Annotated in this window: 13 protein-coding genes; 8 read left to right on the forward strand and 5 right to left on the reverse strand. The window is 38.9% G+C overall.

Annotated features, from left to right (window positions below; all coding sequences use genetic code 11):
- Nucleotides 1-52: 52 nt before the first annotated feature.
- Nucleotides 53-469 carry an MAPEG family protein gene (locus PMAN_RS18000; protein ID WP_010556727.1) on the reverse strand — a complete coding sequence of 139 codons (417 nt, stop codon included), beginning with the start codon at nt 467-469 and terminating at the stop codon, nt 53-55.
- 170 nt (nt 470-639) lie between these two features.
- Here PMAN_RS18000 and PMAN_RS18005 point away from each other — a divergent pair, with 170 nt between their 5' ends.
- A complete protein-coding gene (locus tag PMAN_RS18005; RefSeq protein ID WP_010556726.1) occupies nt 640-3,525 on the forward strand; it encodes an insulinase family protein in 2,886 nt (961 codons plus the stop codon).
- Nucleotides 3,526-3,866: 341 nt separating this feature from the next.
- On the opposite strand, the gene PMAN_RS18010 is transcribed toward PMAN_RS18005, so the two are convergent.
- The 4 genes from PMAN_RS18010 to PMAN_RS18025 all read right to left on the reverse strand — a co-directional run bounded on the left by PMAN_RS18010 (nt 3,867) and on the right by PMAN_RS18025 (nt 8,629).
- Nucleotides 3,867-4,475: a PqiC family protein gene (locus PMAN_RS18010; protein ID WP_010556725.1), complete on the reverse strand. Its 609-nt coding sequence runs from the start codon at nt 4,473-4,475 to the stop codon at nt 3,867-3,869.
- Nucleotides 4,475-6,130 carry an intermembrane transport protein PqiB gene (gene pqiB / locus PMAN_RS18015; protein WP_010556724.1) on the reverse strand — a complete coding sequence of 552 codons (1,656 nt, stop codon included), beginning with the start codon at nt 6,128-6,130 and terminating at the stop codon, nt 4,475-4,477. Before pqiB ends, PMAN_RS18010 begins: the two co-directional genes overlap by 1 nt.
- The gene (locus PMAN_RS18020; protein ID WP_006791694.1) at nt 6,127-7,293 is read right to left on the reverse strand and encodes a paraquat-inducible protein A; all 1,167 of its coding nucleotides are present in this window, start codon (nt 7,291-7,293) and stop codon (nt 6,127-6,129) included. Before PMAN_RS18020 ends, pqiB begins: the two co-directional genes overlap by 4 nt.
- A gap of 520 nt (nt 7,294-7,813) precedes the next feature.
- The gene (locus PMAN_RS18025) at nt 7,814-8,629 is read right to left on the reverse strand and encodes a thioesterase family protein (protein ID WP_006791695.1); all 816 of its coding nucleotides are present in this window, start codon (nt 8,627-8,629) and stop codon (nt 7,814-7,816) included.
- 248 nt (nt 8,630-8,877) lie between these two features.
- Between PMAN_RS18025 and dnaK the strand changes: the two genes are divergently transcribed.
- From dnaK to PMAN_RS18055, 7 genes are all read left to right on the forward strand, one after another.
- The gene (gene dnaK, locus PMAN_RS18030) at nt 8,878-10,794 is read left to right on the forward strand and encodes a molecular chaperone DnaK (protein ID WP_008126292.1); all 1,917 of its coding nucleotides are present in this window, start codon (nt 8,878-8,880) and stop codon (nt 10,792-10,794) included.
- A 201-nt stretch (nt 10,795-10,995) separates the two neighbouring features.
- Complete coding sequence (gene dnaJ / locus PMAN_RS18035; protein WP_006791697.1) at nt 10,996-12,135, forward strand: molecular chaperone DnaJ; 1,140 nt, start codon at nt 10,996-10,998, stop codon at nt 12,133-12,135.
- A gap of 88 nt (nt 12,136-12,223) precedes the next feature.
- Nucleotides 12,224-12,685 carry a Cys-tRNA(Pro) deacylase gene (gene ybaK / locus PMAN_RS18040; protein ID WP_010556723.1) on the forward strand — a complete coding sequence of 154 codons (462 nt, stop codon included), beginning with the start codon at nt 12,224-12,226 and terminating at the stop codon, nt 12,683-12,685.
- Nucleotides 12,686-12,789: 104 nt separating this feature from the next.
- Entirely contained in the window at nt 12,790-13,194 is a 405-nt protein-coding gene (locus PMAN_RS18045; RefSeq protein ID WP_010556722.1) for a DUF1761 domain-containing protein, read from the forward strand.
- A gap of 56 nt (nt 13,195-13,250) precedes the next feature.
- A complete protein-coding gene (locus tag PMAN_RS18050; protein ID WP_006791700.1) occupies nt 13,251-13,628 on the forward strand; it encodes a response regulator in 378 nt (125 codons plus the stop codon).
- A gap of 110 nt (nt 13,629-13,738) precedes the next feature.
- Complete coding sequence (locus PMAN_RS19180) at nt 13,739-13,990, forward strand: hypothetical protein (RefSeq protein WP_008127468.1); 252 nt, start codon at nt 13,739-13,741, stop codon at nt 13,988-13,990.
- 150 nt (nt 13,991-14,140) lie between these two features.
- Complete coding sequence (locus tag PMAN_RS18055; protein ID WP_008127470.1) at nt 14,141-14,404, forward strand: CBU_0592 family membrane protein; 264 nt, start codon at nt 14,141-14,143, stop codon at nt 14,402-14,404.
- Nucleotides 14,405-14,495: the final 91 nt, after the last annotated feature.

Raw genomic sequence — 14,495 nt, forward strand, 5'->3', positions numbered from 1 at the left:
CCTCATTCAGAGCAATATAAACAGCGCAGCTAGTATATAGCTGCGCCCTATATTAAATAAATAGCCGCCAAATCATCGCAAGCCACATCGCAAATACAGACACGCAGCCAATTAAAAACACGTTAAATCGAGCTCTTACGTTATTTGATCCTAAATGAATAATGCTATGTAATATGCGTGTTATTACAAATACGCAGGCCAAAATTGCAACCACAACGCTTGCACTGTTTAATTGCAAAGCTAACAAGCAACCGGTGTAAAATAAAACGGGTATTTCAAACTGGTTAGTAAAGTTTCTATCCGCAACCCTTACATGGTCACCTGCGTTATCTAATCGCATCGTTGCAAAATCGTTTAAGTTTAACTGTTTATTCTTAGCTGCTGCAAAGCGTCTTCTCCCCATAATAATCATTACAGCCAAAGACAGGGCGACTTGCACAAACATGGCAAGTATTATTATTTTTTCCATTGTAGTTCCTTGTTATTGTTTTAGTCAGTATGCAGACATTTTTCACAATGTGTTACACAAAAAAGCGTTAACTGCTAGAAAGTATTCAGTACAAAGTGTTAGTTTATATTATCAAACCTGCTTTTGAATTAGCATAACCTTTTTTGCATCATGCTTTTAATGGAAATAAAATGAAAAAAATTATTTGTCTCAGTGCCATCGCACTCGCTGTTCTCAGCGGTTGCTCGAATACATCTTCATCAGTAGCAACCTCGCCACAAGCCTCGTTACTATCAGACACTTTAGTGGTTAGCCCAAATGATAATAGAGAATATAAAACACTAAAGCTTGCTAACGAAATTGAGGTTATTTTAGTGTCTGATCCAAGCGCAGAAAAATCTGCTGCTTCACTAAGTGTGGGGGTGGGTTTACTACATGATCCTATGTCTCAGCAGGGTATGGCGCATTACTTAGAGCATATGCTATTTTTAGGCACAGAACGTTACCCTGATACAAAAGGGTATTCAGATTTCATGACCAAAAATGGCGGAGCGCACAACGCCTACACGTGGCTCGAAATTACAAACTACATGTTCAAAATAAACAACGATGCGTTTGACGAAGGACTCGACCGTTTTTCTGACTTTTTTAAATCCCCCAAGTTATATCCAGAATACACAGAAAAAGAAAAAAACGCAGTGAATGCTGAGTGGTCTATGCGCCGCGAACTTGACTTCTTTGGCCAATTTAAATTAGCGCGTAAAATGATGGGCGAGCATCCAGCTAATCGCTTTTTAATTGGTAACCTAGAAACACTAGGCGATAAAGAAGGTAGTTCGCTTCATCAAGAAACCGTTGATTTTTACAATAAATATTATTCTTCAAATATTATGAAAGTCGCACTTATTTCTAATTTGCCAATCGCCGATATGGAACAAAAAGCGCAAAAATACTTCGCTGACATTAAAAATAAAAACATCGAAAAGCCAAGTGTTACTGCTAATTTAGATTTTGATAAAGCGGGCGGTAAACGCGTATTTTACTCGCCAAATGAAGATGTAAAACAGTTAAAACTTGATTTTACAATTACCAACAACAGTGATGAGTTTGCTGTTAAACCTAACCGTTTTGTTTCATATTTATTAAGCAATGAAATGCCGGGTAGCCCAGCACAAATACTAAGAGATAAGGGATGGGTTTCGCAGCTAGGGGCATCAGCTTCTCCAACACAATATGCAAACTATGGTGCCTTAACAGTCGATATTGAGCTTACTGATTTAGGTATGCAAAACCGCGAAGCAATTGTTGCAGTGGTTATGCAATATATTGATTTAATCAAAAAAGAAGGGGTTGATAGCAAATACTTTAACGAAATACGTACCTCACTCAATAACCAATTTAAATTTTTAGAAAAGGGCGACGAGTTTAACTATGTAAGTGCTCTAACAGGCAGCATGCAAGTTTACCCACTTAATCACACGATTAACGCGCCTTACCACTATGCAAAGTTTGATGCTGACGCCGTTAATGATGTGCTAAACCAGCTCAACGCAGATTCACTGCGTATTTGGTACATTTCACAACAAGAAGAAACAGACTCTCAATTATACTTTTACGACGGCAAATACCGCATAAATGACATTAGTGATGATGAAATAGCAAGCTGGAATAAGCCAAGTGAGTTTAAATTAGCGCTCCCTAGTGTGAACAACTTATTACCTGAAAGTTTTGCAATTAAAACGGCTGAATTTAAAGAGCAAAAACACCCAGAGCTTGTTTTCGATAAGCAGGGCGTAAAAGTATGGCGTCAAGCAAGTCAAAAATTTGCTGAGCAACCTAAAGGGCTCGTTGAGGTTTATATAAATACACAATCGGGTCTGAACGACATAAGTGCTGAAGTGCTTTACTCTGTTTGGGCAGATTTATACAACATTCAGCAAAGCCAATTAAGCACTGAAGCTGCTGTAGCGGGTATGGGCGTTAGACTTGCACCAAGTAATGGGCTTGTATTATCACTTAATGGGTTCACTGATAAGCAAGATGTATTGCTTAAACAGGCTTTGAGTGGATTAAACGTTAAGGTTACTTCGCAAGCGTTCGAGCAAGCTATTGACCGTTACACGCGTGACTTATTGAATCAACAAAAGCAATTTCCTTATGCTCAAGCGTTTGATGCTTATTCTAAGCTAACACGTACAGGCAGTTTTGATACTGATGAATTAATCAAAACCGCAAAAACATTAACTGTTGCTGATCTTACAAAGTTAAAAGAAGCCACATTCTCTAAAAATGACTTGCGTGTATTTAGCTACGGTAATTATAACCAGCAAGATATAGAGTCAATAGCTGGTGAGTTAACAGCCGTTTTACCTAAAAATCATACTGTGAGCGAGTTTGCTCGTAGTAAAGCGTGGTTGCCGCAACCGGGTGAAACGTTAGTATTACAAAAGGATATAGATGTAGCCGATGTTGCCGTGGTTGATATGACCGTTCACCCAATACCGGGTTACAAACAAAAGGCTCAAGCTGCTGTATTACGCGATCACTTTAGAACAATCGCATTTGACAAAATGCGAACAGAAGAACAACTCGCTTATGCAGTAGGTGCTATTGCAAGCTCAATCGAAGATTATTCTGCTGTTGGTTTGTTCATACAAACCCCTGTAAAAGGGCCTAAAGAAGTACAAGCTCGCTTCGACCAGTTCAAAAAAGAGTACGCGGTAGAGCTTGATAACATGACAGAAGACACATTTTTACAGCTTAAAAATGCGACTTTGGTGTCACTTAAAGAGCAACCTAAAAACTTAAATGATGAAATGGGTCCTTTAATTAATGATTGGTACCGAGAAAACTTTAGTTTTGACTCAAAACAAAAGTTGATCAATGAAGTAGAAAAAGTAACGCTTGCAGATATAAAACAGTACTACAAGCAAACTATGCTAAACCCACAAGCAGCGCGTTTAAATGTGCAGCTGCGCGGTACTAAGTTTATTGAAAGTGACTTTGCTGATTTACCTAATCAAAGCAAAATCACTACGCTTGATGCTTATTACAATGGCATTAAGTTACAAAAATAAGATTGATAAATAAGTCAAAAATTAAACCCCAATGTACTGATGCATTGGGGTTTTTATTTATTTCAATATCTACAAAATACTTGTCTCATGCTTTAAAACTCATAACAGCCAGCGATGCTGCTATTAATGTGTAAGGTAATTGCATAACTCCAAAGTTCATTAAGTTACAACGAGAACGTAGTGCTGTAAGCATGGTGAAGTCTGAATAAAAAACGCGTTGCTGTAAATGGTGATACAGATAATAACAATGTTTATTAGTGTCTATTATTAAAGTTAGATTTTAACAGGGTAGGCAAGGCGGTTATTAGTGATGATAAAACCGCCATTGATATATATGGTTATTAAAGTCGTGCTTGTTCTATTGCTTTGGCTACATCTAAGTTTATGTTTAGCCACGTTTGTTCAAGCGTGGCTACTAAACCGTCGTAGCCGTCGTCTTTTATGGGCACTAGGCGTGAGAAGTTATGCACACTAATCAAGCGGCGGCCGGTTTCTGGGTGAGTATAATATAAGCGCCATAGTCCAGAGATATCAGCATTGCCTTGCATATCACCATTAAAATGGTGAATTTCGTACTCAAGCTCATAAAATGTTTGCTGATCAAGCTCGGTTATTACAGGTAGCCCTTTAATAACCATCCAAGAGGGCATATTTTTAAATAAAGTTTGTTGGGCAGTGGCAGTAAGCATAACGTCAGGAGACTCGCCCCATAAATGATAATTTGCAGCATGAATTTGATTATTATCAATTTTCATCGCTATGCCTAAGTTGTTTAATGCGCCTCTTAAAACAACTGTTTGCACTCTCAACTGTGCGTTGGTTTCACTAACATTTCGTGATGATGAATCAATAGGCTGTTCAAATTGGTAATACTGAGTCGCATTTTGTATTGCTGAGCTACAGCCCGACAATACTAAAAGCAAACTTGTTATGATTAATAGGGTTTTCATTATTGCTTCCTTGGTATTGGATCTGCGGGCAGTGATTTGTCAAAAATTAGCATGTTTGGTTGCTCATTTAAGCCGCGTGTCAAAGGTTGTATTTCTTCACTTAAGCGCTTAAATTCACGCAGTGTTTGTTGTAATTGATGATGAAATTCAGATCCAGCCTGATAACTCGCCATTGTTTTATCAAATTGTCGCATGGTCACTTCAAATTGCTCCATGCTTTTGGTCATTTTTGCAAAGTTACGATTTATATCACCGGGTAAATTTTGAGTATCTTTTTCATTTAATAGTGTGCGCATTTCATTTGCAAGAGACTGATAGTCGGCAAAGGCAACTTGTATTTGGGCTAAGCTTTCTTCAACTTTTAAATTATTAACTTTGTTTAATACATCAGAAACCTGGTCGGCAAGTACGGTAATTCCGCTCGATATACTAGGAAAAACGGTATACTGGCCCAGTTTTTCAAACTCCGCTTCTGGGGCATCGGGGTACATATCAAAATCAACATAAACTGCACCAGTTAAAAGATTTCCGGGCTTTAAAGAGGCGCGCATGCCAATTTCTATCCAGCCTTTTAAGCTTTCTTTCCAAAAGTCTTTAGCTGTTGCGCTGTGGTGATAAATACGCCCGTACTCTATTTTTATAAGAACAGGTACTGACGTGTTTGCACTTTTAAAGTGAGCAGGTTTGCCATTAACAATTATGTTTGCAGGCGCTTCAACTACTGTACCAATGCGAATACCACGATATTCAACAGGGGCACCGGATCTGAGCCCTCGAATTGATTGTTCAAAATCTATTATGTAATAGTCAAAGTCGTAAAAGCGTTCTTCTAGTGCTTCTTTATAGCTTTGGCTAAGTGAGAAATTGTGGCCATCGTTAGCTATTTCCCCCGGTGTTTGGTTATCGGGTAAGCCAACTGAAATTCCGCCTTTTAAAAGCTTACTTAAAGAGCCTGTATTAATATTTATGCCATCAGCAGATAAATCAATTTCTATACCGGCGTTGACCCAAAAAATTGAGTTGTTGGTAATTAAGTTTTGGTAAGGCGCTTTTATAAATATACCGTACTTCATTGCTTGGTTTTCCCAATCAAATGTTGCGGTTTCTATTTGGCCAATTTTATAATTCTTAAAAAATATTCCGGTACTAACATCAAGTACTTCTGCGTTATAACTAAGTAGTTTAAAGCGACCACCTTGCACGTCTTTGCCTATTAATGCAGGTTCTTCTTGCAGGGTGAAATTTTCTTTAAGTGTATTACTTTCGCCCGGTGCAAATTCTAAATATACCCCAGAGAGTAAAGTACTCATTCCACTTATGCCGGTTTCATCTATGCGTGGTTTTACCACCCATATTTTTGCGTCGTCGGTAAGTAAGTCTTCATAGCTTTTATCTATTTGAGCCCGTGCAATCACACTGTCTTGGGAGTCGGATAAACGAACGCTGTCTATTTGCCCTATTTTTACACTGCGCACTTTTATTTCTGTTTTACCTGCAATAATGCCCTCGGCTTGCGGCATCTCAATATATATAGTGGGGCCTTTATTTGCTTGATATTGATAAAGCATCCACACGCCGACAAAAAGCGCTATGGCTGGAATAATCCAGATAGCAGAGATTCTTGGTTCATCTGTTACTTGGGCAGTTTCGGTCATGTTTTAGTCTCTGATGATTTATTTTTAGGTGAATCCCATAAAAGGCGTGGATCAAATGAATGAGCAGCCATCATTTGGCATATTACCATAACGGTAAAAAATGCAATGCCTAAGCCTGGTGTAACTGACATTAAATTACCTAGCTGTACTAAAGCCACTAAAATGGCGACAACAAAAACGTCAATCATTGACCATTTACCAATAAACTCAGTGAGTTGGTAAATTCTAGTGTAACTTTTTGTATGCCTGTTTGCAGGTTTTGTTACCATAATACACAAAAAGCTTAGTACAAATGCTTTGGCTAAAGGAACAACAACACTCGCAAAAAAAATGATACCTGCAATGGGATAAGAACCACTTTTCCAAAGTAAAATAACCCCACCAATAAGTGTGGACGGGGTTTCATCACCCAAGCTTGTTGTATTCATGATAGGCAATACGTTGGCTGGTATATAGCAAACAATAGATGTGATGAGCCAAGCAGTTGCTTTTTGAACGCTATGAGGATTACGTACATGTGTTTTGGTGTGGCATCGCTGGCAGACCTTACCTGTACAAAGCTGATGACACACATGACAGGCTTTAATATTTTCATCAATAGCACGTTTAGCGTGCTCGGCACCTTCTAACACTTTTACTGGTTTTATTTGAGCCCATAACCTTGGACGATTTAAGTGTACTAAAGCGGCAATGTATAAAATAACAAAGCCAGCATAGGCCCAAAAACTTGCCCCAAAGCTTATATCAGCCAAAGACATAATTTTAACCATGCTGACTAAAACACCAATTAAAAATATCTCAGACATAATCCATGGCTCAAGTGCCAAAGTAAACTTAAGCAACCTACGCGCAATGCCTTGTGGCAATGTTTTTAAAACACCTAAATGAAGGGGTATTAAAATAATTAATAAACTCATTGGTAAAGCAATAATGCTTAAATCAATAAAAAGGCCTAACAATTCGCTATCGTAATTGAATAATATTCGGGCTGCGTCGGGGAGGGTGATAGTTTGGGTTATACCATTACTACTAAAGGATAAAAAAGGATAAAACATACTACTTAATAGCATTAGCAAAGCACTAAAGCTCAACGCCACTATGCGATTATCGTGGTTTACGTTGGCTTCGCATAATTTATGATGGCAATGCGGGCAAATCGCCATTTGCTTAGCGATAATTCTTGGTATATCTATGATCAGGTCACAGCAGGGGCAAACAGTTTGCAATTTAGTACCAAACAATAATGCATTTAGTTGATTTTGCAATATTTGAAGCTGTAATACAACGCGAACTGCTAATTTTGAATACAGGCCAAGCCAGAAAGTATCTGATTGGCCTGCATTTTATATATTAAGGTCTGTTCACCTTTCAAGGTTAAATTTGCAGGAGTCTGTATTAGTATTATGGAAGAGCCTATTTAGTATGGTTATTCCCCATAAATTGGCGAGAACGTAGCATTAATGCCAAGCAGGCGCTGCCCAAGGGGGGCTTCCTAGGAGCTATTTACTCTTTGTTACTCAGTTTTTACTTATTCTTACATGGATGTAAGCCAGTAGAGTAATGCAGGAGCAGTTATCGAGCCCACTAGGTTCACTAGGTTGCAAATCTCGTGAAGCAAATCTCGCGCCGCAATTAAATAGCCCCTAGTTTGAACGAATTTTAATCCGCAAAGTTCAACCGACCCTAATCAAACACGGCAACAGTTTGGCGGGTAAGAGCAATAAGCTCACCTGACTGTGACCAAATACACCCATCCTCTAAACCATATCCATCTTTAGAGTGATGCGTAATTGCTTCAAAGCCAAGCCACTCGCCAGGCGTTAAATTGGGAGACTGAACAAACTCTAAATACCACGACATGCTACTTGCTGGTCCGGGTTGTTTAAACATTTGTAATAATGTTGGCGGCCATGCATCGGTTAGTGCAATTACATGCGCTTCTGTAATGGTTTCAGGTGTATGTTTAAGTCGCATCCACCCACCTAAATGAGATGTGTCTGCCCCTGTAAAAGGCATTGCGCCTTGCTGTGGGCACAAATCCACATGCTGAAAAAATTCAGGCATTTGGCCCTTTATAAAGGGTAACGTATAACGCTCGTTAACAGGGCTTAAACCTAACGACTTTGAAACAGGAACATTAATAGCTGACTCTCTATTTTTAGCAAAACAAGCCTGCACGATTACGGCTACTTGCTCATTTTGAATTGCTTTAGCGAGTACTTGTGTACTGTTTTTACCCTCACGTAATACTTCAACATAAAGTGAAAAAGGGGTGTCGGCGAGTAAAGGCCCAACAAAATTAGTACTTAATGAAAGAAGTCGGCGGTCATTATTCACTTTGCCTCTAATAGCCTGATATAACAATGCAGCTGATAAACCACCAAAAGCGGTTCTTCCTTGGCACCAATTTTCAGGAAATTGCATGGTAAGTGCGGATTGTTCGATTTTATCTGATTGACCTATTTTAGCGGCTTGCTCAAGTAGTTGGTCAAAATGCATGGGAAATATCCTTTAAAAGTGCAATTTAATAAATTTATAACACAACCAAACTGGTCAGGCCAGTATTTAAAGGTGTTTCAAACGCTCTAAAAATCATCATTCCTTACAATTATTGGGGTTATTTTGTAAATAAATCATAAAAAATGAATTTTTTTTCATTTTTACAGTTGAATTAGTTTTAGGGCATCCCTATTTACTAGTCATCGAACGAATTAACGTATAACGAATTTTGAAGTTGGAGAAGTTTCATGGGTAAAATTATCGGAATCGATTTAGGTACTACAAACTCTTGTGTTGCAGTACTTGATGGTGACAAAGCACGTGTTATAGAAAACGCGGAAGGCGATCGCACAACCCCGTCTATCATTGCTTACACGCAAGACGGTGAAACATTAGTAGGTCAATCTGCTAAGCGTCAAGCGGTTACTAACCCTACTAACACATTATTTGCAATTAAGCGTTTAATTGGTCGTCGTTTTGAAGACGAAGAAGTACAACGCGATATCGGCATTATGCCATTTAAAATCATCAAAGCTGATAACGGCGATGCATGGGTAGAAGCGGGCGGCGAAAAACGTGCTGCACCACAAATTTCTGCTGAAGTACTGAAAAAAATGAAAAAAACTGCAGAAGACTTCTTAGGTGAAGAAGTAACTGAAGCGGTAATTACAGTACCTGCATACTTTAACGATTCACAACGTCAAGCAACTAAAGATGCTGGTCGTATTGCTGGTCTTGAAGTTAAACGTATCATCAATGAGCCAACTGCTGCTGCCCTTGCTTACGGCATGGACAAAAACAAAGGCGAAAACATTGTTGCTGTATACGATTTAGGCGGTGGTACGTTCGATTTATCAATCATTGAAATTGATGAAGTTGAAGGCGAGCATACATTTGAAGTACTAGCTACCAATGGTGATACTCACTTAGGTGGTGAAGATTTCGATAACCGCGTTATCAACTACTTAGTAGCAGAGTTTAAGAAAGACCAAGGCTTAGATCTAAAAACAGATCCACTTGCAATGCAACGTGTTAAAGAAGCTGCAGAAAAAGCAAAAATTGAACTTTCTTCAGCACAATCTACAGAAGTTAACCTTCCGTACGTAACTGCTGATGCAACAGGTCCTAAGCACATGAACGTGAAACTAACACGAGCTAAGCTTGAGTCACTTGTTGAAGATTTAGTAACTAAATCTCTAGAGCCGCTTAAACGCGCACTTGCTGATTCTGATTTATCAGTAGGCGACATCAACGACATTATTCTTGTTGGTGGTCAAACACGTATGCCTTTAGTACAAAAAACAGTTGCTGATTTCTTCGGTAAAGAGCCACGTAAAGACGTTAACCCTGATGAAGCTGTAGCTGTAGGCGCGGCAATCCAAGGTGGCGTACTAGCAGGTGATGTTAAAGACGTACTATTACTAGACGTTTCTCCATTGTCTCTAGGTATTGAAACAATGGGTTCTGTAATGACAGCGCTTATTGAAAAGAACACGACGATTCCTACTAAGAAATCACAAACGTTCTCAACAGCAGAAGATAACCAGTCTGCGGTAACAATTCATGTGTTACAAGGTGAGCGTAAACGTTCAAGCGACAACAAATCTTTAGGTCAATTTAACCTTGAAGGTATTCGTCCTGCTCAACGTGGTACACCACAAATCGAAGTAACATTTGATGTTGATGCTGACGGTATCTTACATGTATCTGCTAAAGATAAAGACACAGGTAAAGAGCAAAAAATTACTATTCAAGCGTCTTCAGGTTTAAGCGATGAAGAAGTTGAAAAAATGGTACGTGATGCAGAAGCGCACGCTGAAGAAGACAAAAAGTTTGAAGAGCTTGTAGCTGTTCGTAACCAAGCAGATGCAATGGTTCACGGTACACGTAAGCAAGTTGAAGAAGCGGGCGATGCTTTACCAAGTGAAGATAAAGAAGCGATTGAAGCTGCAGTTGTAGACTTAGAAGCTGCAATTAAGAGCGACAACAAAGACGAAATTGAAGCTAAAACGCAAGCACTTGCTGAAAAGTCTCAAAAGTTAATGGAAATTGCTCAAGCTAAAGCACAGCAAGGTCAAGCAGACGCAGGTGAGCAACAACAATCAGCTAAGCAAGATGATGACGTTGTTGATGCAGAGTTTGAAGAAGTAAAAGACGACAAGTAATTGTTGCCGACGCTTCTAACTAACCAAAAACACTTAACTCGCTTAGGTGTTTAGGTTAGGATGAACAAATGAGGCGCGCGAGCAATAGCTTGTCGCGCCTTTTGCATGTATTTAAGGTTCATAATTCAATGATAAATCGATTAGATTTATCGGTTTATCCCGCAGCTTACGCTGCAAAATAGAAAGAGTAGTGTGATAGATATGTCAAAACGCGATTATTACGAAGTCCTCGGCGTAAGCAAAGATGCGAGTGAGCGAGACATAAAAAAAGCGTATAAACGCTTAGCGATGAAATATCATCCAGATCGTACCGCAGGTGATAAAGAGCTTGAGACCAAGTTCAAAGAAGTAAAAGAAGCATACGAAATTCTAACTGACGATCAAAAACGCCAGATGTACGACCAATACGGTCATGCTGCCTTTGAACAAGGCGGTGGCGGTGGTCATGGCGGCTTTGGTGGCGGCCATGGCGATTTTGGTGACGTATTTGGCGATGTGTTTGGTGACATTTTTGGTGGCGGCGGTGGCCGACGTCAATCTCGCCAGCAACGCGGTTCTGATTTACGTTACAACATGGATTTAACGCTTGAAGAAGCGGTTCGTGGTAAAGAAGTTGAAATTAAAGTACCAACATGGGTAAGTTGTGACCCTTGTGATGGAAGCGGTGCAAAAGCGGGTTCTAAACCTAAAACATGTACTACCTGTCATGGTGCAGGCCAGGTGCAAATGCGCCAAGGTTTCTTTGCTGTTCAGCAAACATGTCCTACGTGTCAGGGACAAGGTCAAATTATTTCAGACCCTTGTAACAGCTGTCATGGTCAAGGCCGTGTAGAAAAAACTAAAACGTTGTCGGTGAAAATACCAGCGGGTGTTGATACAGGCGATCGTATTCGTTTATCGGGTGAGGGTGAAGCAGGAGTTCATGGCGCACCAGCGGGTGACTTATATGTACAAGTGTCTGTAAGAGAACACGACATATTTGTACGTGAAGGTAACAATTTGTATTGTGAAGTACCTATTAGCTTTACTACATCAGGCTTAGGCGGTGAAATTCAAGTACCTACACTTGATGGTCGTGCAAAACTTAAAATACCGTCAGAGACGCAAACCGGCAAAATGTTCCGTATGCGTGGCAAAGGTGTTAAGTCTGTACGAAGTGGCGCACAAGGTGATTTAATTTGTAAGGTAGTTATTGAAACACCTGTTAATCTTAACGAGCGCCAACGTGAACTACTTAAAGAGTTAGAAGAAAGCATGGGCACAGATAGCTCAAAAAACCGTCCTAAAGAGCAAGGCTTTTTTGATGGTGTTAAAAAGTTTTTTGATGACTTAACAAAGTAAAAATTGTGTTGTTTAAAAAAAACGGTGCTTTACAGCGCCGTTTTTTTTGCTTTAAATTTGCCAACACCTCTAAAAAAGAGAGAACGCAATGACACCCGCTATCGCACTGCTCGAAAAACAAAAAATAAAGTTCGAAATACTGAGCTATCAGCACGATGCAAACAATGGTCACTATGGTTTAGAGGCAGTTGAAAAACTCAATTTAAATAGTGAGCAAGTATTTAAAACACTTGTACTAGAAACGCATGAAGGTGAATTAATCGTTGCCATCACCCCCGTATCTCAACAAGTTAATCTTAAACAGCTTGCTAAAGTGGCAAAAACAAAAAAAGTGGCCTTGGCCGCGCCTCAAAAAGTAAATGCAAGCACCGGTTATATACTTGGAGGAGTGAGCCCAATAGGACAAAAAAAACGTCTTAAAACATATATTCACAGCAGTGCTAGTGAGTTTGAAATTATATATGTCAGTGCCGGTAAGCGTGGGTTGGAGTTAAAGTTAGCCATAGACGATATAGCTGAGTTAACAAAAGCAACGTTTGCTGTGTTCTAATAGTTTGTTGGTATTTAAGTATCGATTACACTTTAGTATTTGCTGCTTTAGTTAATATTAACTACATTAAAAAGACGTTACGATTCAGGAAATTTCAGTGTTGTATGAATTTTTCGGATATTAATTTTATTTCGATACTGGTTGCTGCGCTTTCGTCGTTTACGTTAAGTAGTGTTTGGTATTCAAACTTATTATTTAGACAAGCTTGGCTTGAAAGTTGCGGCTTGACCGAGCTTGATTTGCAAAGTGCCAATAAAAAACGCACATGTGTTGGCACATTTTCATTTTCATTTTTGGCTGCATTTGTACTGTCGATATTTTTAGGTAACGAGTCGAGCTTGGGTTTGAGTGTAGGGACTGGTTTTGCTATTGGTTTATTTTGGGTGAGCAGCTCTTTGGGTTTAAGTTATCTTTATGAGCAGCGTCCAGTAAAACTTTTTTTGATAAACAGTGGTTACTATGTAAGCCAATTTTCGTTGATGGGATTAATTTTAGGCGGGTGGCCATAATTGATTTATAAACACAAAATTGTCTATCTTTTTATTTATTCAGGTAACTAAATAATATGAAAATACTTGTTGTTGATGACATACCACTGATGCGACATGTATTAATTAACATGCTTAGAAATCTAAACTATCTTGATATTGTTGAAGCGACCGATGGTATTCAGGCGTTCACACTGTTAAAAAAGCAGTCTTTTGATTTGGTCATCACTGATTTATATATGCCCAAAATGGACGGTAAAGATTTACTAAATAGAATAAGAAATGACGAACAGCTTACCTCAACCCCTGTCTTGATGGTGACATGCGAAGATAATTCTAAAACTATAAAAAATGTAATTGCAGCTAAAGTTTCAGGCATTATTGTTAAGCCCTTTAGCCTTAAATGCCTCGCTGATCACTTAAATCATGTTTTAGCTACTGCCAATAAGTCATGAACTGGGCGGTTAAAATATTTTCTAGTCACTACGGCTGTTTTAATTTACGGGCTACCTCATTAAACTTATCTTATTTAACCTTAAATATAATTATTAATTACGGAGGTGTTTTGGCACAACCAAACAAAAAAGGCCCTATAAAAACCGTTGATATTTTTTGCTCGTCATGCAAAACGCAACTTTTTAAATATCGCAAAGGGGGGAAGGGGGCGCTTGTTAAGTGTTTTAAAGAGCGTATATCTCAAGACTTCACAAAAATTCCGTGTATTTGCCCAAGTTGTGAGCGGGCTTTTGCAAGACCTGCTTTAATCCGCGGCGCACCTGCCTACAAAATGATCGGTGGAAAAGTTACATTTAAATAAGCTAAAAACATATGCGGACATATGGCCTTGTTTGAAACTGCTTTGTTGCTATGATCGCCCGGTTTTGCTGTTTCAATGAATGAAAAATACCCTCCCCATGGAATGGGCCAGTTTTTTGGGTTATTTGAAAAATGGATAAAGGATAGTTTCGTGATAGCACTCTTATTTGACATCATCGGTATGACAGGCACATTTTTAGTTGTTGGCTCGTTTTTTCTACTTCAATTAGGTAAAACAACACCAACCAGCTTGACGTACAACATGATGAACCTAACAGGGGCGATTTTATTATTAATAAGCCTTTGTTATAACTTTAATTTAGCAAGTTTTGTGATAGAAATATTTTGGATAGCTGCTTCATTAATTGGTTTATATAAGTACATAAAAAATAGATCAGCATTAGCGACTAGTTAATTTTGATATGTTCGCCGTAGACCTCTTGTTTACGGCGTTTCTATAAATTGCCCTTCTTAATTTTTTGATGCCTTACACTTATCACTCTTAC

It is taken from the genome of Pseudoalteromonas marina (genome assembly GCF_000238335.3).
Taxonomy (GTDB): Bacteria; Pseudomonadota; Gammaproteobacteria; order Enterobacterales; family Alteromonadaceae; genus Pseudoalteromonas; species Pseudoalteromonas marina.

What these genes read in the sequence shown, in the direction of transcription:
- PMAN_RS18045 (WP_010556722.1), top strand. Translation starts at nt 12,790, where the DNA reads ATGAATTTTTCGGATATTAATTTTATTTCGATACTGGTTGCTGCGCTT.
- PMAN_RS18025 (WP_006791695.1), bottom strand. Translation starts at nt 8,629, where the DNA reads ATGCATTTTGACCAACTACTTGAGCAAGCCGCTAAAATAGGTCAATCA.
- PMAN_RS18020 (WP_006791694.1), bottom strand. Translation starts at nt 7,293, where the DNA reads ATGGCGATTTGCCCGCATTGCCATCATAAATTATGCGAAGCCAACGTA.
- PMAN_RS18010 (WP_010556725.1), bottom strand. Translation starts at nt 4,475, where the DNA reads ATGAAAACCCTATTAATCATAACAAGTTTGCTTTTAGTATTGTCGGGC.
- ybaK (WP_010556723.1), top strand. Translation starts at nt 12,224, where the DNA reads ATGACACCCGCTATCGCACTGCTCGAAAAACAAAAAATAAAGTTCGAA.
- dnaK (WP_008126292.1), top strand. Translation starts at nt 8,878, where the DNA reads ATGGGTAAAATTATCGGAATCGATTTAGGTACTACAAACTCTTGTGTT.
- PMAN_RS18005 (WP_010556726.1), top strand. Translation starts at nt 640, where the DNA reads ATGAAAAAAATTATTTGTCTCAGTGCCATCGCACTCGCTGTTCTCAGC.
- pqiB (WP_010556724.1), bottom strand. Translation starts at nt 6,130, where the DNA reads ATGACCGAAACTGCCCAAGTAACAGATGAACCAAGAATCTCTGCTATC.
- PMAN_RS18000 (WP_010556727.1), bottom strand. Translation starts at nt 469, where the DNA reads ATGGAAAAAATAATAATACTTGCCATGTTTGTGCAAGTCGCCCTGTCT.
- dnaJ (WP_006791697.1), top strand. Translation starts at nt 10,996, where the DNA reads ATGTCAAAACGCGATTATTACGAAGTCCTCGGCGTAAGCAAAGATGCG.
- PMAN_RS18050 (WP_006791700.1), top strand. Translation starts at nt 13,251, where the DNA reads ATGAAAATACTTGTTGTTGATGACATACCACTGATGCGACATGTATTA.